We start from the raw sequence: 20,365 nt of genomic DNA, 5'->3' as shown, positions 1-20,365 counted from the left end.
CTCTACTTTTGCGTTCAATAAATAAAATATTGGACTAATTAAAAACGTAAAAGTTATGAGTATGTTCTGTTATCAATGTCAAGAAACCGCAATGGGTACCGGCTGTACCTTGAAAGGTGTGTGCGGTAAAACGTCTGAAGTGGCTAACCTGCAAGATTTACTACTCTTCGTAGTACGTGGAATTGCTGTCTACAACGAACATCTGCGTAAAGATGGACATCCTTCCGAACAAGCAGACAAATTTATCTATGATGCTTTGTTCATTACCATCACCAACGCCAATTTTGATAAAGTGGCTATCACTGAAAAAATAAAAGAAGGACTGAAACTGAAAAAAGAACTTGCCAACAAGGTAAAGATCGAAAATGCTCCCGACGAATGTCTTTGGAATGGAAGCGAAGATGAGTTTGAAGAGAAATCAAAAACTGTCGGTGTGCTTCGCACTTCCAACGAGGATATCCGCTCACTGAAAGAACTTGTACACTATGGCCTGAAAGGAATGGCTGCCTACGTAGAGCATGCGCATAACCTGGGCTACGAGTCACCGGAAATATTTGCTTTCATGCAACATGCCTTGTCTGAACTGACCCGCAATGATATTACAGTGGAAGAACTGGTTCAGCTGACTTTGGAAACAGGAAAGCATGGAGTATCGGCAATGGCACAGCTGGATAAGGCGAACACCAGCAGCTACGGAAATCCGGAAATTTCACAAGTGAGTCTCGGTGTACGCAATAATCCGGGTATATTAATCAGCGGACATGACTTGAAAGACCTGGAAGAGTTATTGGAACAAACAGAGGGTACAGGAGTAGATGTATATACTCACAGCGAAATGTTGCCTGCACATTATTATCCTCAACTAAAGAAGTACAAGCATCTGGCAGGAAACTACGGAAACGCCTGGTGGAAGCAGAAAGAGGAATTTGAAAGTTTCAACGGTCCTATCTTGTTCACAAGTAACTGTATCGTTCCGCCACGTGCAAATGCCAGCTACAAGGATCGTATTTACATCACAGGAGCCTGCGGCTTAGAAGGGGCACATTACATCCCCGAACGCAAAGACGGAAAACCGAAAGATTTTTCTGCACTAATTGCTCATGCTAAGCAATGTCAGCCACCGGTAGCCATTGAAAACGGAACAATTATCGGAGGATTCGCGCATGCACAGGTGACAGCCCTGGCAGATAAAGTGGTGGACGCCGTGAAAAGCGGAGCTATCCGTAAATTCTTTGTAATGGCAGGATGCGACGGACGTATGAAGAGCCGTGAATACTATACGGAATTTGCTCAAAAATTACCTGGTGACACCGTGATTCTTACTGCCGGTTGTGCCAAGTACAGATATAATAAACTGGCTTTAGGTGATATCAACGGCATTCCGAGAGTGTTGGATGCAGGACAATGTAACGACAGTTACTCATTGGCCGTCATCGCTTTAAAACTGAAAGAAATCTTCGGATTGGATGATGTGAATCAGTTGCCTATCGTATACAACATCGCTTGGTACGAACAAAAGGCGGTCATTGTTTTATTGGCATTACTGGCTTTGGGAGTGAAACACATTCATTTGGGTCCTACACTTCCCGCTTTCCTTTCACCGAATGTCAGGAACGTATTGATCGAACAATTCGGGATCGGAGGTATCAGTACAGTGGATGAAGATATTGTGAAGTTTCTATCATAAATGATAAGGAAACAGAAGGGTATTTTACAAGCAGATTCTCTTCTACAAAATAGTGACGGTATTTGATAAGGATAGTGACGGTATACAACAACCATACCGTCACTATTTCCATCATATACCGTCACTATCTTTTTTTCTATATTAGGAGGACTCCTGCTTAATCAGGAGTCCTGCGTTTACTCCCGCATAGTGGATGTTTTTTTGAATAGAATTTCAATCCTCTCTGGGTAATATTAAATTGAGAACTACTCCCACCAAAGCTGCCAGTCCAATGCCGGACAATGAAAAATCGCCCCAATTAAAAGCAGCGCCACCAATGCCGACAGTCAGTGTCAAAGATACAATGATTATATTTCTGGTACGGCTCAAATCAATGCAATTATTCACAAGATTACCAATACCCGCGCAAGCAATCGTTCCGAAAAGCAATAACATGATGCCGCCCAGTACCGCACTTGGAATGGATCTTAATAATGCACTGATTTTACCGATAACGGAGAATAAGATAGCGGAAATGGCAGCTATTCGGATCACTTGCGGATTAGTAATCTTTGTCAGTGACATGGCTCCTGTCACTTCCGAATAGGTAGTCACAGGAGGCCCACCCAGCAATCCGGCACAGAAACACGCCAGACCATCCCCTAATAAAGTACGGTGCAACCCCGGATCTTTCACGAAATCTTTTCCGGTGACCGTATTAACGACATAAATATCACCAATATGTTCTATCACCGGAGCAATGGCTACCGGAATCATAAACAACACAGGTTCCCATGAGAACTTAGGAAAGACAAACTGCGGCAATCCAATCCAGGCAGCATCCCTGACACCGGACAAATCCAAATCGTAGAAAAGCCATGCAGCCAGATACCCTACTACAATTCCACAGAAGATAGGAATCAGTTTCAAAAGCCCTTTGGCTTTCATTGAAACAACGACTGCGGTAACCAACGAAAGCAGTGCCAGTACCCAGTTCTCTTTTGCCATATTCACTCCTGTTCCCGCCAGTGACAAACCTATCAGAATGATAACAGGACCTATGACAACGGGAGGAAAGAGCTGTTCAATCACCCTCACTCCCTGCCATTTGACAAGCGCACTCATTACAAAGTAAACTAATGCTACTCCAACCATGCCGGATAAGGTGCCGGGCAACCCATAAAGTTCTGTCGCTTTAATGATAGGCGCAATAAACGCGAAACTACTCCCCAGAAAAACAGGAACCTTTCCACGCGTAACCGCATGAAAGATAAGCGTACCAATACCTGCTGTAAACAGAGCTGTAGAAGGGTCAAGCCCTACCAATAACGGCACGAGTACCGTAGCACCGAAAGCTACAAACAAGAATTGTACCCCCACCACCCCTTTCCTCAAAGGTGTAAGATTATTTGAATCCATAAGTATAATGTAGATTATTCTTTGCAAAATTAGTCTTTTTAGACAATTTAACTCCCTTTTTTCACAAAAATACATCCAAAAAGAGTTTTTATTTGTTGTTAATAATGTGTAACTTCGCACGGTGAGAATTAATACGACAATTTTATAACTTTATAATATATTGCCTATGATATTTACAGCAGAAAACACCCTACTTATCGGTTCTATCTTACTTTTCGTCAGCATCGTTGTTGGAAAAACCGGATACCGCTTTGGAGTACCTACCTTATTATTGTTCCTCGTAGTAGGAATGTTGTTTGGAAGTGACGGCCTCGGCCTGCAGTTCCACGACGCGAAAGACGCCCAATTTATCGGTATGGTGGCCCTTAGTATTATCCTTTTCTCGGGAGGTATGGATACGAAATTCAGAGAAATCAAACCTATTCTAGGTCCCGGTATCGTGCTTTCCACTGTCGGAGTACTACTTACAGCTCTTTTCACCGGACTCTTTATCTGGTGGATATCAGGTATGAGCTGGTCAAATATTTATTTACCTATCACTACTTCCCTGCTTTTGGCCTCCACCATGTCGTCTACGGATTCGGCTTCGGTGTTCGCCATTCTCCGTTCACAGAAGATGAACTTGAAACACAACCTTCGTCCCATGCTGGAACTGGAGAGCGGAAGTAATGACCCGATGGCCTATATGCTTACCATTGTCCTGATACAGTTTATTCAATCGTCAGGTATGGAAGTCGGAGCTATCGTAGGCTCTTTCGTCATCCAGTTTATCGTCGGCGCGGCTGCCGGATATGTACTTGGAAAGCTAGCTATCCGGATGTTGAATAAGCTCAATATTGATAATCAAGCCTTGTATCCCATCTTATTACTGGCATTTGTGTTTTTCACTTTCTCCATCACCGACTTACTGAAAGGTAACGGATACCTTGCCGTATATATCGCCGGTATCATGGTGGGAAACAATAAAATCATGCACCGTAAGGATATCTACACCTTTATGGACGGACTGACCTGGTTGTCGCAAATCATCATGTTCCTTTGCCTGGGATTGCTTGTCAACCCGCACGAAATGCTCGAAGTAGCTGCCGTGGCATTATTGATTGGTGTTTTCATGATTATTATCGGGCGCCCGTTAAGCGTGTTCCTTTGTCTGCTTCCATTCCGGAAAATCACGATGAAATCACGTATTTTCGTATCCTGGGTAGGATTACGCGGTGCAGTTCCTATCATCTTTGCTACCTATCCGGTAGTGGCAGGCGTAGAAGGTTCGAACCTCATTTTCAACATTGTTTTCTTTATTACCATCGTCTCATTGGTCGTACAGGGAACAACCATTTCTTTCGTCGCCCGGATTTTGAATCTTTCCAAACCGCTGGAAAAAACCGGTAACGACTTCGGAGTGGAACTTCCGGAAGAAATAGACTCTGACCTTAGTGACATGACTATCACTAAAAGTATGCTGGAAGAAGCAGACACATTGAAAGATATGAATCTTCCGAAAGGCACACTGGTAATGATTGTGAAGCGTGGAGATGAGTTCCTGATTCCCAACGGAACGCTGAAACTGCATGAAGGAGATAAACTGTTACTTATTTCCGAAAAATCCAAAGAAGAAGATACTGATTCAGAATAACATCAGAAAAGAGTTATTCAGTACACTATAACTGATTCGTTTCCACGCATGGAACCTCTTGCCTTGGCAAGACATTCGTTTCATCTTCATGCGTGGAGACGAAATGTTTTATATAGGCCAATGAACTAGTTCTAAGGAAGAAACACGAATGACCTTTATCCGGCTGATAAAATTGTTCGCTCCCCCTCCGTTAATTAACCGTAAAACTTGAATTTAAAATTCGGTTTACATCTACGAAGTATTAATTTTGCGCAGTTTTAAACTAAATGTGCAAAAATCGAATGGAACAAGAACATCAGTTCATTGATTATATTGAGCAAAGCATCATCAAAAACTGGGACAAAGATGCCTTAACTGACTATAAAGGAATTACCCTCCAATATAAGGATGTAGCGCGTAAAATCGCTAAATTTCACATCGTCTTGGAGAGTGCCGGCATCCAGCCGGGAGATAAAATAGCCGTTTGCGGACGTAACAGTGCTCACTGGGCAGTTACTTTCCTGGCGACTATCACTTACGGAGCTGTTATTGTTCCCATTTTGCATGAATTCAAGGCAGATAATATTCATAATATCGTCAACCATTCCGAAGCCAAATTACTTTTCGTCGGCGACCAGGCATGGGAGAACCTGAATGAAGATGCCATGCCTTTGTTAGAGGGCATCGCTTCGCTGGCTGATTTCTCGGCATTAGTGTCCCGGAACGAAAAACTCACTTACGCTTTTGAACATCGGAACGCTATTTACGGTCAACAGTATCCCAAGAACTTTCGACCGGAACATATTTGTTACCGGAAAGATCGTCCGGAAGAACTGGCTATCATCAACTATACTTCCGGTACCACGGGTTACTCTAAAGGAGTGATGCTCCCCTATCGCAGTCTTTGGTCAAACGTGGCTTATTGCTTCGAAATGCTTCCCGTTAAACCGGGAGACCATATCGTTTCCATGTTGCCTATGGGACACGTGTTCGGTATGGTATATGATTTCCTTTACGGATTCTCTGCAGGTGCACACATCTATTTCCTGACGCGTATGCCGTCTCCGAAAATCATTTCCCAATCTTTCTCCGAAATTAAACCCAAAGTGATTTCTTGTGTACCGTTGATTGTGGAAAAGATTATCAAGAAAGATATTCTTCCTAAAGTAGACAGCAAAATCGGCAAGTTATTGCTGAAAGTGCCTATTGTGAACGATAAAATCAAATCGCTGGCACGACAGGCTGCCATGGAAATCTTCGGTGGAAACTTTGACGAGATTATTATCGGAGGTGCTCCTTTCAATGCGGAAGTAGAGGCTTTCCTTAAAAAGATAGGGTTCCCCTACACCATCGCTTACGGTATGACGGAATGTGGTCCGATTATTTGTTCCAGCCGTTGGGAAACACTGAAACTTGCTTCCTGCGGAAAGGCAACCAGCCGAATGGAAGTCCGTATTGACTCACCGGACCCGAAAACACATGCTGGAGAAATCGTATGCAGAGGAATGAATATGATGCTGGGATATTATAAAAATCCGGAAGCTACGGCGCAAATTATTGATGCTAACGGTTGGCTGCATACCGGTGACCTCGGTACGTTGGATGAAGAGGGTTATGTGACAGTCCGCGGACGTAGTAAGAACCTGCTTCTCACCTCTAGCGGACAGAATATCTATCCCGAAGAAATTGAAAGCAAGCTGAACAACATGCCGTATGTTTCGGAGTCACTGATCGTCTTACAGCACGAAAAGCTGGTAGCACTGATCTACCCGGATTTCGACGATGCTTTCGCTCATGGATTGCAGCAGACGGATATTCAGAAAGTAATGGAACAAAACCGTATCGAATTGAATCAACAGCTTCCTAACTATTCTCAAATAAGCAAAATAAAGATCCATTTCGAGGAATTTGAAAAGACTGCGAAAAAGTCAATCAAACGCTTTATGTATCAGGAAGCAAAGGGATAATTATCCCGGATAAGCACGATAAGTATCCATGCAATAATTCTCATAGTATTAGCACGGATTATATAAACTGATAATGAGAACATGCTTAATAATAAAAACGGTGGACAGTGTTGAGGCTGTTCACCGTTTTTCCTAACCTCTAACTAACTTTATTTATACTACCTGTTTTTCTATCTTCCTACCTAAAAACGAATCCTATTTCCATTATTAACAGTCTAACTTTATAATCAATCGATCTTTTTAAAGTGCCATAAATGAAATAGCCTGTCCGCCTCCGGCAGCCATTCGTATGTTCAACGTATTTTCAGAAGTAACCGTTTGTTCCGTTATCTGGTAATCCGTAGGATTTGATTTCCAATCCGCATTCTCTCCATCCGCATAGATGACAGCTTTATACTGTTTGCCCAGTTCCAGGAAATCCAGTTTTATTTCCAGTGTACGGGGTTTCTCGTTCGTTGCTGCTCCCAAGAAATAGTTGCCTTTTGCTTTACGCACGATGGCTACGAATTCCCCCGGTTCTCCTGCCAATGCTTTCGATTCGTCACAATCCGGATCGAAATCGCGGAAGAACTGGAAAGCCGGATGGCCTTCATAATTTTCAATCATATCAGATGCCATCTGCAAGGGAGAATACAAAATCACCCAGTTAGCAAGCTGTTTCGCCAATGTTGTATTCACACGGCTGTTTCCTTTATCCTGATCGTTCCATTTCTGGCGACGGGGAGAATCTTTGGTGTTCAGAAACAAAATATCAAACGTACCCGGTGTATAATCCAGCGGACCGGACAGCATACGGGTGAACGGCAACATGACATGATGAGACGGAGGATTTCCTTCGCTCCATGCATTCCATTCCATCCCTCTCACTCCTTCACGTGTCATCATATTAGGCCATGTACGACGGATACCGGTATCTTTAATAGGTTCGTGCGCATCCAGCGTCATTTTATGACGGGCAGCTGTTTCCACCACTTTCTGATAGTGGTTGACTCCATATTGGCTGTGATGAAGATAACCATTCGGGAAAGCTCCCACATATCCTGTCTTCAGGACACGGATACCGTAGTCTGTGTACCATTGCATAGCATGATCCATCTGGCGCTCATAGTTGGGAATATTCCCTCCGGTCTCGTGATGGCCGATAACTTCAACTCCTTTTTCCTTTGCATAACGAACCACTTCATCAATGTCAAAGTCAGCATACGGTTTCGTAAAGTCAAAGTTTTGCATACCACCCCAGCTTTCCCAGCCTTCATTCCAACCTTCAAACAAAACGCCTTCAATCTGATTGGCAGCGGCAAAATCAATGTATTTCTTGGCATTGACAGTAGTGGCTCCATGACGTTCATCCATCTTCCAGGTTTCTACGCCGAGATGCATCCCCCACCATACACCTACATATTTCATCGGACGAATCCAATCGGTCGTTTCTATTTTACTTGGTTCATTCAGATTTAAAATCATAGCCGAATTAATCAGACTAACGGCATCCGGAACAATCTGAATAGTACGCCAGGAAGTAGTGAAATGATTACCTTTACGCACTTTCACACCATCAGGCCATGGAGCAAGTTCAGCTTTCAACGTATAGTTTCCTGCCTGCTTCAAAGTCATTTCCGAGAAATCGTACAATGCCGCTTCATGAATACTTCCGTAGACGCCATCGGCAGTTTTAAAGGTGAAAGGAGTATTGGCTATCTCCACCTCGGAAATGGGACGTTGCGCATAAAGCAATTCATAAGTTTCGGCACTGGCAGGAATAGACCATGATGTACCGTCCTGACGAAAACGGAAAGTTGTCAGTTCATCCGTAATCAATAGGGAATCCGCTGCGGGCACATTATATTCATAACGAAACCCTACCCCATCATCAAACACACGGAAACGGAGAGTTAACTCCACCTGATCTTTATTGACCAGATTTACCGCCATCTCATTATAATGATTTCTATTGGTTTTATTTTCACCCCATGGTTGCGTCCATGTTTCATCTTTACTGTCGAAAGTCGTGTTTTTTATCTGAAATCCTTCGCCCAGGTCGATACCGTTTTTCTCTGTAAATCCCAATGTCGAATTTTCAATCAACAATGAGTCACCTACTAAAATGTTATACAATGGTTTACCGTTGTCATCTACTGTTAAAGCCATTTTGATATGACCGTCCGGCGATTTCACTTCTGTTTTCGGACTGCTACACCCGTAACATCCCAGCACACACAGAAAAGCTCCAATGACATAATTTATTTTCATAGCATATCTATTGTTTGTATATAGTACAACTCAAAAAGAAGAAACACTTAAATGTAGGGCGGATTTCTTTCTCCGGATGCCAGGAAAAAAGTATCTTTGCACATAAACAATCTGAATTATGGCAAAGATACTATTGGTTGAAGATGAAATTAACATCGCCTCTTTCATCGAACGGGGACTCAAAGAATTCGGGCATTCGGTAACCGTCTGCCATGACGGGGATACGGGTTGGAAAATCCTTCAGGACAAACCTTTCGACCTTTTAATACTGGACATTATCATGCCTAAAATAAATGGTATGGAGCTTTGCCGACTTTATCGCCAAATGTTCGGGTATCAAATCCCGGTAATCATGCTGACAGCTTTAGGAACAACCGAAGACATCGTCAAAGGACTGGATGCGGGAGCAGATGATTATCTCGTCAAACCTTTTAGTTTCCAAGAACTGGAAGCACGCATCAAAGCCCTGTTGAGACGCAACAAAGAAGTCCCTTCCAATCTATTGACATGCGATAACCTGGTATTGGACTGCAATACTCGAAAAGCCAAAAGGGGGGACATAGACATCGACCTTACCGTTAAAGAATACCGCCTGCTCGAATATTTCATGACTCATCAAGGGGTTGCCCTCTCACGTATTACCCTGCTCAAAGATGTATGGGACAAGAATTTTGATACCAATACCAATATCGTAGATGTTTACGTAAACTATCTCCGGGTAAAGATTGACCGTGACTTTGATAAAAAGCTGATTCATACAGTCGTAGGACTAGGATATATCATGAATACTTAAACTCCCAAGCACACCGGCTATGAAAATAGGTTCTAAAATAGCTCTCTTCTATACATTAATCAGTGTACTGACCACTGTCATCATCATTGCTGTATTCTATATTTTCAGTACGCAGTACATCAATAAACTTTATGCTTCTTACCTGCGTGAAAAAGCCTACCTGACCGCACAGAAGCATTGGGAAAAAGATGAAGTAGACGAACAGAGCTACCAGATTATCCAACGCAAATATGACGAACTCCTGCCCGAAGCCCATGAGATTCTTTTAAATATGGACAGTCTCTCCGAAGTGCGTGATACGCTGAATAAATACCTCACGCAACACCAGCAGGCTCTTCTGCTGGCAGGACAGGACAGCATCCCTTTCTCCTTCAAATATAAGGATCAACTGGGAGCCGCCCTTTATTATCCGGATAATGAAGGCAACTTTATCGTACTCGTCATGTCCCGGAATGCCTACGGAACAGAAATCAAGGAACACTTATTGTTGCTTTCCATATTTCTCATCTTAGCCAGTTCCGTCCTGATCTTTTTTATCGGAAAAATATATTCCGGCCGTATTCTGGTTCCCCTGCAACACATACTAAAGGAATTGAAAAGAATACGCGCCAACAGTCTGAACCGCCGATTAAAGACTACTGGCAATAATGACGAACTGGAGGACATGATAAAGACATTAAATAGTATGCTCGACCGTTTGGACAGTGCATTCAAGGCAGAAAAATCCTTTGTCAGTCACGCTTCACATGAGTTGAACAATCCGATTACTGCCATTCAGGGAGAATGTGAAATCAGTCTGCTGAAAGAAAGAAGCACGGGAGAATACATTGAATCCCTCCAACGAATTTCTTCGGAAAGCAAACGGTTATCCAGCCTGATCCGGCATCTTCTTTTTCTTTCACGACAAGAAGAAGAACTCCTGAAAAACAATATTGAAGAGATTATTCTGGCTGATATATTAAAAGAGTTGACAGCTTCCGATGAAAGAATCCATCTTCATTTGGAAGAGACAGACCGGCAGATGACTGTAAAAGCCAATCCGTATCTGTTGAAGATAGCATTAAAAAATATAATAGATAACGCCTGCAAATACTCTGATAAAGAAGTAAATGTGACTCTCTACCGGGAGCAACAACAAGTCATTCTTGATATAGAAGACCGGGGAATCGGTATTCCACAAGAAGAAATAGAACACATATTCCAGTCTTTCTATCGGGGCAGTAATACCCGGGACTATGCCGGACAAGGCATCGGACTTAGCCTGACCCTGAAAATCATTTCTGCTTATCATGCAAAGCTGGATATATCTTCAGAAATAGAAAAAGGAACAAAAGTACGGGTGATTTTTTAATCACCCTTCTTTTATCCCTTTCTCTCTCTACCTACTGAAAACTACAAATTTAATCTATGAACGTTTTTTCCACAGAATAGAAATGAACTAAATACGTCTTTGCAATAACTTTCCGTTTTTATCATATAACATTCGTTCATATACCATTTCTACGATAAGAGGAAAAACAAACAAGGCAAAGAAAGTCGCTCCTATCAATCCGCCGATAATGACAATCGCCAACGGACGTTGTGATTCCGAACCAATTCCATGACTCATGGCAGCGGGCATCAAACCGATAGCTGCCATTGCCGCTGTCATAATCACAGGGCGGATACGCGAGCGCACTCCTTCCTTAGTGGCTTTCTCCAAGGGCGAGCCGAGTTTTAGATTCGCCTTTATATCGGAAATCATAATCACCCCGTTCTGAATACAAATACCAAACAAGGCAATAAAACCGATACCGGCAGAAATGGAGAAGTTGAACTGCGTTATCAGAAGAGCCACAATACCACCCACGGCAGCGAACGGTACATTCAGCAATACCAGTCCCGCATCCCGCGCATTAGAGAATAGAATAAACAGGATGATAAAAATGATAGCAATACTGATAGGGACAACCTGTGCCAGACGTTTCGTTGCACGTTGCTGGTTCTCAAAATCGCCCGTCCATTTCAGTGAATAACCTGCCGGCAAATGTACGGAAGCATTCACCTTTTTCTGCGCCTCGGCAACTGCCGTACCCATATCACGACCTCTCACCGAGAATTTCACTGCACAGAAACGAGCGTGATTATCACGGAATATCAATAACGGTCCCGTAATCGTCGTTATATCTGCCAATTCTTTGATAGGTACCATCGTTCCATCCATCGCCGGAACCAATATCTTACCTATCTCCTCTTCATTCTGACGGAATTGTTCGCTGTATCTTACCATGATATTAAACTTCCGCTCATCCTCATACAACAGTGAAGCCGATTTTCCGCCAATAGCCATTTCGATAATTGATTGCACATCTTCCTTAGCAACCCCATAACGCGCCAATTGGCGTTCATTCAACTCTATACGAAGCTCCGGCTGACCGATGTTCCGAATCACACCCAAGTCTTCAATCCCTTGAACCGTACCCAGGATTTTCTCTATCTGAACCGCATATTTCTCCGACTCATACAAATCTTTACCAAACACTTTCACCGCAATAGATCCTTTCACACCGGAAGCTGCTTCCTCCACATTATCGGTAATCGGTTGTGAGAAATTGAAGTCAATACCGGGATAAATGGATAAATCATCCTGCATCTTATCAATCAGTTCCAGTTTTGTCAACTTACTCTCCCATTCCTTTTCGGGATAAATATCAACGTGGAACTCGATATTATAGAATCCGGTAGCATCTGTACCGTCATTCGGTCGTCCGGTTTGCGACAGCACTTGCCGCACTTCCGGAAACGTTAATAGTTTCTTTCTCATTTTATTGGCAAGAGTCACCGATTCATCCAACGAAATGCTCTGTGGCAAGGTAGCACGAATATAGATAGATCCCTCATTCAACTGCGGAAGGAACTCCGTACCCAGGAAAGAGAAAAGCCATAATCCGACACCTGCTATTACGGTTGCCATTCCGATAGTCAGCTTCCTGTGCGCATAGAATAAATCAAAAAGAGCCGAACACTTTGCATTGATAAAATGGACAAAACGGTTATTTTTCTCACGAACATTCTTTTTCAGTAACATGGAAGACATCACCGGAACCAATGTCAATGTAAAGATCAAAGCTCCCAACAGTGCAAAGCCCAACGTGTATGCCAAAGGAGAGAACATCTTTCCTTCTACCTTCTGGAAAGAGAAGATAGGAATCAATGCAGTGATGATAATCAATTTGGAGAAGAAAACCGCTTTTGCCTTGTCTTTTGCCGTGTGACGGATCAAGCCCATTTTAGACATCACATTAAAAGCCGGCATCCCCACTTCCCTCGCTTTCTTGTCCAAAGCCACAAACACTCCTTCCACCATCACCACGGCCCCATCAATAATAATACCGAAGTCTATGGCTCCCATAGAAAGCAGATTGGCGGACATTCCCATCACCCGTAAACAGATAAATGCGAACAAAAGGGCTAATGGGATAACGACAGCAACAATCACGGTAGTCCGCCAATCTGCCATAAAGATCAATACAATAAACGTAACCAATAATATTCCTTCAATCAGGTTATGCGTCACAGTCTTTACCGCCAGATTCACCAAGTCCTCCCGGTCATAGAATGCCACTATCTTCACATCTTTCGGAAGCACATTCTGATTCAAGTCTTCTATTTTATCTTTCAGGTTTGCAATCACCTCACCCGGATTCTCTCCTTTCCGCATGACTACAATCCCCTGTACAACATCATTTTCATCCATTCGGCCCACTTGTCCCAAACGAGGCAGACAGGATTCGTGTACATCGGCAAGATTCTTCACCAGAATCGGAGTGCCATTGATGTTTTTCACTACGATATTTCTCAATTCATCCAGATCGTTAATCAAACCGATTCCACGAACCACATAAGCTTGCGAACTTTTAGTGATAACATCTCCTCCTACATTGATATTACTTTTAGCTATCGCATCATACAGTTCCAAAGAGGTAATGCCATAATTAATCAACTGGTGAGGATTCACACTTACCTCAAACGTCTTCACCTCTCCGCCGAAGCTCACAATATCCGCTACGCCGGATACTGAACGGAGATTACGTTCAATCACCCAATCCTGAATCGTTTTCAGTTCCCGCACACTGCGCTTGTCACTACGAAGCGTATAACGGAATATTTCTCCCGTCGGTCCATACAGAGGTTGTACTTCCGGAGTTACCCCGTCCGGAAGGTCGGCATCATTCAATAAATTATATACCTGTTGACGTGCTGTGAAATCATCGACACGATCTTCAAACATTACATTGATGACAGAAAGCCCGAAAAGAGTGGTGGAACGAATATCCGTTTTCTTCTGAACGGGATTCATCGCAATCTCAACAGGAATGGTGATAAACTTCTCTACCTCTTCGGCACTACGCCCCGGCCATTGCGTGATAATCGTCACTTTCGTATTCGTCACATCCGGGAAAGCATCTATCGGAGTATGTTTAAAGGAAACAGCTCCGGCTATAACGGCAATCGCTGTACAGAAGAAAATAAAGAATTTATTCTTCAGCGAGAAAGCCACTATATTATCTATGAATTTGTGCATACTATTTTCTGTTTTTAATCTGCATTCAACGCATTATATACCAACAATACATTATTATTCAGCACTCTGTCTCCCTCGGAAAGTCCGGAACGGATATAGCACTCCTTGCTCAACTGCTTGTACACATCCACCTCTTTCACCTGCAAACGCTGATCCGGCTCCACCACGACCACATAATTCTTTCCTCCTTCAAATACCAGTGCATGAGCATCAATACGAGGCATGGAAATTCCATCCGCTTTACATTTCACACTTACATTCGTAAACATCCCCGGTTTCAACAAATATTCTTCATTCTTCAATTTGATGCGGACATTCATCGTTTTACTTTCATTATTCAACAAATGATACACCTTATCAATCGTACCGGCAAACATCTTATCCGGATAAGCCAACGTAGAAATGCGTACGGAGGCACCTTCGGAAACCTTACTGATATCGCTTTCATACACATCCGCCATCACCCATACGTCTGACAACCCCGAAATCGTGAACAGTTCTTCACTCTGATCCGGACGCAACTGCATATCCCTGCTGATTTGTTTCTCCACAATAAACCCCGAAACGGGAGATTTCAGCTGATAATAAGCATTTCCGGAGAAATTATAAATAGAGAAAACATCCTTTATTCTTCTTTCTTCGGCTTCGGCACTTATCAACTCCTGCTTCGCCTGAAGTACATCTTTATCCGAAGCCATCCCGGAAGCATACATATCCTGCGTAGCATCCATATTTCTGCGTGCCAGCAATAATTGTTGTTCCGCCTCCTTCAATTGCTTTTCATAATCTGCCACTTCTCCACTGCGGATGACTGCCAACACATCTCCCTTACGAACAAAGTCTCCTATTTCAGCCTTCAGTTCCGTTACCGTACCTCCAAACATCGGATATACATGTGCCACCTGATTCTCATTAAAAGTGACCCGCCCGTTTAATGCCAGTTCGTCAATCACCTCTTGAACGTGAACCGTATCGACAGATACAATCCTCAATAAGCTATCTGTCAGGCATAAGACAGCCGGTTCAACATTCGTTTGTTCTCCTTTACCGGAGCATGCTCCCAATACGGTAGTAAGCAATATGCAAGGAAGGAATTTATTCCAGTTCATAGTCTTTGATAATTTATGAATATTAGTAGTTCAATATAGTTTGTCCGATAGTTGCATTCAGGTTTTCCATCGCCAGGAAAACATCTTTCTTTATTTCATGTAACTGAATACAAGTTTCTTTATAGCTGTCATAGTAATCGATAAACTCCAACAAGCTGATATTTCGTTTCTTAAAGTTCTCATTCACTCCTGCTATCAGTTTTTCGAAGTTACGTTCCAGTTCCATATTGGTAGATTGATAAAGCTGAACTGCTTTATCCAGTGAAGCATAAGCAGTATAAAGCTCCATATCTGCACGGTTAGCCGCATTTTCCTGTTCCGCTCCTGCCTGCTGGATACTAAAACGGGCAGCTTTCACATTTCCCTGGTTGCGGTTGAAAATAGGTACTGACAAGCTCACTCCTATTGCAAAATAGTTATTGATAAAGTTTCCGGCACGGTCATAACTACCATTCACCGAAAATTCCGGAAATGCCATTGATTTCTGCAATTTCAGATTTGCACGGGAAGCACTGACCGTACTCCGGGCAATCTTGAGATCCGGCCGTTCATTCACCATCGCTTTCAAGTCGGCGAACGATAGTTGAGACAAATCCAATTGCTTCAACACCTCTTCATCCAGTGATAACTCAACCATCGTGTCTCCCGGAAGATTTAACAAGACATTAAGTTCCCCTCTAAGGGTTAACAACTCGTTTTCCCGTTCATTCTTCTCTTTCTTCAAAGAGAACAACATAGATTCCAGACGGGACATTTCCATCAATGAAATATTTCCTTTCTCCTGTTGCAGTTTCATTCCGGCAAGTAACTCTTGCAGAGAATTCACTTCCTTCTCATAAATGGATATGGATTTCGAGAGAAAATAGACTTGTACAAACTTCTCATTCAGCTCCTGACGAAGTGTTCTCATCACCTCTTCAAACTGATATTCTGCTATTTCTTTGTTGATTTTCTCCAGTTTCACCTGCTTATTCCGTTGTCCGGCAAGACGAATTACCTGTTCAATTCCCACAACCATTTCACCCTCCTTACCAAAATCAAAATACTTTCCGTTCAGGCGGTTATAAACATTCTGTTCTAACGAGATTACCGGATTCTCAAATAATTTGGCTTGCAGCACTTGTGCCTGTGCCATATCAATGTTATACCGTTCGGCTATCAGTGATAAGTTACGTTCCAGAAAACGTTGTTCCGCCTCTTTCAGCGTTAATGTTCCTGTGGTAGCCTGTTGCGCGCATATTCCTCCTGTCAGCAGAAGAAAAAAAGAAATTAGAAATACTCTGTTCATTACTATATTTATCTTTATGACCTTATTGTAGTTGTCGCGGCAAAATTACAATTCTGTAGCCGGAGAGACGGGAAAAAGTCATTATAAGCCTCTCATATCAGATTAGAATTTGATTAGAAAACAGCCATAGAAGGAAGAATTGTAAACACAACAGGAAAAATGGCTATCCTTCTTTTATCCCAACTCCCCTATCTTTGCAGTAGAGAAAATGAAATGAACCATTAAAAATAGAATATATGAAAATAATAGATTTAACCAAAGATAGTTTTGTAGAGAAGGTAGCTGATTATCAATCTTATCCTGATAACTGGAACTTCAAAGGGAATAAACCTTGCCTGGTCGATTTTCATGCCCCGTGGTGCGTCTATTGCAAAGCGTTATCGCCTATATTAGACCAACTAGCTAAAGAATACGAAGGGAAATTAGATATTTATAAAGTAGATGTCGATCAGGAACCGGAATTGGAAAGTGCATTTAAAATCCGCACCATTCCCAACCTGTTACTTTGCCCGCTGAACGGCAAACCGACAATGAAATTAGGCACTATGAATAAAAACCAATTGAAAGAACTGATAGAAACCAGTTTACTTTCAGAATAAAAATACATTAAAAGTCCGGGATACTTCTGATGATGATAAACTGCCGGACTTTTGATATCATACAGAACATTGGCTTTTATAATAGGGAGTGTGTCAAAACGCAGATTAACGCAAATTATCGCAGATTATTTCATTTATATTGATATATTAATCAATGACTTATAAAATTATTTCTGCGATAATTTGTGTTAATCTGCGTTTTATTATTCATTATGACCCTCCTCTTTGGAGATTATTTCAACTATTCTTTATGCAACAGAATATCAGTTCCCGGAACAATCTTTCCCATCGACCATACACATCGTACATTCAACTCCTTATCAAGAATCACAATATCGGCATCCTTTCCCTTTGCCAACGCCCCTTTCCGGTCACTCACTCCAATTAAACGGGCAGGAGTTTCAGAAGCCATACGCACAGCATCTTCCAAAGGAATATTGGCTTTCTTCACCATGGTGCGAACCAATACATCCATCGTAGCCAAACTACCGGCCAACGCAGAATGATCCGCCATCTTGCATACGCCATCCTCTATGATATAACGAGGATCAATCGGTTCATTCCCTTCATAAGCGGCATACGCCAAAGCATCGGTAACAAGACAGGTATTCTCCACGCCTTTCAACTTATAAACTAGTTTCAGGATAGTGGCAGGCAAGTGAATACCATCCGCAATCACTTCCACGGTCATTCCATCCGTCAGATACACACTTTCCACTGTACCCTCATATTTATATTCACGGCGTTTATGGAAACCCGGCATCGCATTATAGAAATGAGCGGCGTGAGAAAATCCTACTGCAAATGCAGCTTTAATTTCATCATATTCGGCTTCGGTATGTGTAACAGCAGTCATAATTCCTTTCGAACGGGTATACTTTGCAAAATCATGTGCACCGGGTAGTTCGGGACTAATATCCCAACGTCTGATGCAAGACGTACGCGCCAATAAAGGAATATATTCATTTTCATCCGGAGTTTTCAGAAAACCGTCATACTGTGTTCCCGCCATCTTCGGATTCAAGTAAGGACCTTCGATATGCAGGCCAAGAACAGGAGAATCCTTCTCTTTCATCAGGTTTTCACAGACATCAACTGCCTGGTAGATTCTTTCGAACGAGGTAGATGATAATGTAGGAAATATCCCGGTAGCACCATGTTTCAGATGTGCAGTAGTTGCCGTGCGGAATGCTTCTTCCGTTGCTTCCGTATAATCATGTCCGCCACCTCCATGTGCATGCATACTTACAAATCCGGGCACAATCGTCATCCCTCTGGCATCAATAACCGTTGCACCGATAACCGCCAAATCACTGTTGGTCACCTCTAATATTTTTCCATCACAAATCAATACGGAACCATCTTTCAACCAGCCTTGCGGGGTCAATATTCTTCCATTTATTATTTGAGTCAACATAGTTTTCGTTATTTATTAGATTTAAAACAGTTTATTGGTGCCTTCTACCAGTTCTCCCATCGCCCATACAGCTCTCACATTCAAGTCTCTGTCTAAAGCAATTATATCGGCATCCTTGCCACGCTCCAGCGTTCCTTTACGGTCGAGTACTCCCATAATCCGGGCAGGAGTTTCGGAGGCCATTCTCACGGCATCCTCCAAAGGTATTTCCGCCTTCTGCACCATGGTACGAATCAGTCGATCCATCGTTGCAATACTTCCCGCCAGTGCTGAATGGTCTGCCAGCTTACATACTCCGTCCTCGATAATCACACGCGGATCAAAAGCCACCTGACTATCACTGGCGGCACAAGCCAATGCATCCGTTATCAGACAAGTGCGTTCCACTCCTTTTATCTTGTAAACAAGGCGCAAGATTGTTGGAGGCACATGAATACCGTCTGCCACCACTTCCACTGTCATATCATCAATCAGATAAATACTTTCTACCGTACCTTCATACTTGTACTCTTTCCGTTTATGGAATCCCGGCATTGCATTATAAAAATGAGTGGCATGCGTATATCCCGCCTCATAGGCTGTCTGTATATCCTCAAATTCTGCCTGGGTATGTCCTACCGAAGCCAACACCCCTTTCGCTGTGATATATTTACCAAATTGCATGGCTCCGGGAAGTTCCGGTGCGGCATCCCAACGTTTGATACAATGAGTTTCTTCCAGCAACGGAATATATTCTTCGGGATCGGGATCTTTGATATTTTCGGGAATCTGTCCACCTGCCATCGCCATATTGAAATAATGTCCTTCCAGATGAAGCCCGAGCACAGGGCTATTAGGCTCCGCCATCATTTTCTCTGTAGTTTCCGCGGCTGCACGGATCATTGGAATGGTAGAAGAAGAAAGAGTAGGAAAAATACTGGTAGTGCCATGCTGCATATGAGCTTTGATTGCTGTCCGGAAAGCCTCTTCGGTGCCTTCCATAAAGTCTCTTCCACCGCCACCGTGAACATGGATTTCTACACCTCCCGGAACAATATACATTCCTTTGGCATCAATCAGTTTGGCTCCGATAATTGCAAGGTCACAATTGGTTACTTCCAGAATTTTATTGTCACGAATAAGAACTGACCCATCCTTCAACCAGCCTTGCGGGGTGAGGATGCGTGCATTAATAATCTGTGTTAACATATCACAAATAGTTAAATTAATTAAAGGTCTGTGTGAATCAATGACGCTCTTTTTTGGGGGGAGTACATTGATTTTTTCGTTTGCAAAATTACGCTTTTCCGTTCAATCTATCGATACAATCGTCCGGTAAACTTCCAATATTATACAAAAAAAGGTTGCCAATCTTATCGACTGACAACCTCATCTTATATGGAGCGGAAAACGAGACTCGAACTCGCGACCCTAACCTTGGCAAGGTTATGCTCTACCAACTGAGCTATTTCCGCAAACTAAATTTCGTCATTCAGAAATCTGAAAGATTGGTGCCCAGAACAGGACTCGAACCTGCATGCCTCTCGACACACGCACCTGAAACGTGCGCGTCTACCAATTCCGCCACCTGGGCAAAACTTAGTTCCATTATTTCAAAGAAACAAGAGCGGAAAACGAGACTCGAACTCGCGACCCTAACCTTGGCAAGGTTATGCTCTACCAACTGAGCTATTTCCGCATT

General features: G+C 42.8%; 13 protein-coding genes and 3 tRNA genes. 6 read left to right on the top strand and 10 right to left on the bottom strand.

The window, feature by feature from the left end:
• Positions 1–55 precede the first annotated feature (55 nt).
• Complete coding sequence (gene hcp / locus AB5217_RS01135) at positions 56–1,687, top strand: hydroxylamine reductase (RefSeq protein ID WP_032843562.1); 1,632 nt, start codon at positions 56–58, stop codon at positions 1,685–1,687.
• A 213-nt stretch (positions 1,688–1,900) separates the two neighbouring features.
• On the opposite strand, the gene AB5217_RS01130 is transcribed toward hcp, so the two are convergent.
• Positions 1,901–3,085 carry a uracil-xanthine permease family protein gene (locus AB5217_RS01130; RefSeq protein ID WP_042994390.1) on the bottom strand — a complete coding sequence of 395 codons (1,185 nt, stop codon included), beginning with the start codon at positions 3,083–3,085 and terminating at the stop codon, positions 1,901–1,903.
• 166 nt (positions 3,086–3,251) lie between these two features.
• Between AB5217_RS01130 and AB5217_RS01125 the strand changes: the two genes are divergently transcribed.
• Both AB5217_RS01125 and AB5217_RS01120 read left to right on the top strand, forming a co-directional pair.
• Entirely contained in the window at positions 3,252–4,718 is a 1,467-nt protein-coding gene (locus AB5217_RS01125) for a potassium/proton antiporter (protein ID WP_032843565.1), read from the top strand.
• Between the two features lie 281 nt (positions 4,719–4,999).
• Positions 5,000–6,664 (top strand): long-chain fatty acid--CoA ligase, encoded by a 1,665-nt coding sequence (locus AB5217_RS01120; RefSeq protein ID WP_004295728.1) that lies wholly within the window; start codon positions 5,000–5,002, stop codon positions 6,662–6,664.
• A gap of 240 nt (positions 6,665–6,904) precedes the next feature.
• On the opposite strand, the gene AB5217_RS01115 is transcribed toward AB5217_RS01120, so the two are convergent.
• The gene (locus AB5217_RS01115) at positions 6,905–8,914 is read right to left on the bottom strand and encodes a glycoside hydrolase family 97 protein (RefSeq protein ID WP_368112663.1); all 2,010 of its coding nucleotides are present in this window, start codon (positions 8,912–8,914) and stop codon (positions 6,905–6,907) included.
• A 118-nt stretch (positions 8,915–9,032) separates the two neighbouring features.
• On the opposite strand from AB5217_RS01115, the gene AB5217_RS01110 reads away from it, so the two are divergent.
• On the top strand, positions 9,033–9,707 hold the full coding sequence (locus tag AB5217_RS01110) for a response regulator transcription factor (RefSeq protein ID WP_032843569.1): 675 nt from the start codon (positions 9,033–9,035) through the stop codon (positions 9,705–9,707).
• Between the two features lie 19 nt (positions 9,708–9,726).
• Positions 9,727–11,058, top strand: coding sequence for a sensor histidine kinase (locus tag AB5217_RS01105; RefSeq protein WP_004318085.1), 1,332 nt, complete (start codon positions 9,727–9,729; stop codon positions 11,056–11,058).
• A gap of 87 nt (positions 11,059–11,145) precedes the next feature.
• Here AB5217_RS01105 and AB5217_RS01100 read toward each other — a convergent pair whose 3' ends face one another.
• From AB5217_RS01100 to AB5217_RS01090, 3 genes are read right to left on the bottom strand one after another with little or no spacing between them, the layout of a single operon-like run.
• On the bottom strand, positions 11,146–14,271 hold the full coding sequence (locus tag AB5217_RS01100; RefSeq protein WP_032843572.1) for an efflux RND transporter permease subunit: 3,126 nt from the start codon (positions 14,269–14,271) through the stop codon (positions 11,146–11,148).
• Between the two features lie 14 nt (positions 14,272–14,285).
• Positions 14,286–15,380 (bottom strand): efflux RND transporter periplasmic adaptor subunit, encoded by a 1,095-nt coding sequence (locus tag AB5217_RS01095; protein ID WP_032843575.1) that lies wholly within the window; start codon positions 15,378–15,380, stop codon positions 14,286–14,288.
• A gap of 22 nt (positions 15,381–15,402) precedes the next feature.
• Positions 15,403–16,668 carry a TolC family protein gene (locus AB5217_RS01090; RefSeq protein WP_032843577.1) on the bottom strand — a complete coding sequence of 422 codons (1,266 nt, stop codon included), beginning with the start codon at positions 16,666–16,668 and terminating at the stop codon, positions 15,403–15,405.
• Between the two features lie 236 nt (positions 16,669–16,904).
• On the opposite strand from AB5217_RS01090, the gene AB5217_RS01085 reads away from it, so the two are divergent.
• Positions 16,905–17,267 carry a thioredoxin family protein gene (locus tag AB5217_RS01085; protein WP_004295721.1) on the top strand — a complete coding sequence of 121 codons (363 nt, stop codon included), beginning with the start codon at positions 16,905–16,907 and terminating at the stop codon, positions 17,265–17,267.
• Positions 17,268–17,508: 241 nt separating this feature from the next.
• On the opposite strand, the gene nagA (AB5217_RS01080) is transcribed toward AB5217_RS01085, so the two are convergent.
• From nagA (AB5217_RS01080) to AB5217_RS01060, 5 genes are all read right to left on the bottom strand, one after another.
• Positions 17,509–18,684, bottom strand: a complete 1,176-nt coding sequence (nagA, locus tag AB5217_RS01080) for an N-acetylglucosamine-6-phosphate deacetylase (protein ID WP_004303528.1) — start codon at positions 18,682–18,684, stop codon at positions 17,509–17,511.
• Positions 18,685–18,705: 21 nt separating this feature from the next.
• Positions 18,706–19,872 carry an N-acetylglucosamine-6-phosphate deacetylase gene (gene nagA, locus AB5217_RS01075; RefSeq protein ID WP_004295719.1) on the bottom strand — a complete coding sequence of 389 codons (1,167 nt, stop codon included), beginning with the start codon at positions 19,870–19,872 and terminating at the stop codon, positions 18,706–18,708.
• A gap of 190 nt (positions 19,873–20,062) precedes the next feature.
• Positions 20,063–20,138: transfer RNA gene (locus tag AB5217_RS01070), tRNA-Gly, on the bottom strand.
• Positions 20,139–20,172: 34 nt separating this feature from the next.
• A tRNA-Leu gene (locus AB5217_RS01065) sits at positions 20,173–20,257 on the bottom strand.
• 32 nt (positions 20,258–20,289) lie between these two features.
• Positions 20,290–20,362: transfer RNA gene (locus AB5217_RS01060), tRNA-Gly, on the bottom strand.
• Positions 20,363–20,365: the final 3 nt, after the last annotated feature.

Origin of the sequence: Bacteroides sp. MSSM.1001136sp1_RTP21357st2_D2_RTP21359_211015 (assembly GCF_040913205.1) — a bacterium.
In the GTDB taxonomy this organism is placed as follows: Bacteria; Bacteroidota; Bacteroidia; order Bacteroidales; family Bacteroidaceae; genus Bacteroides; species Bacteroides ovatus.
This window is presented reverse-complemented; position numbering and strand designations above follow the sequence as displayed.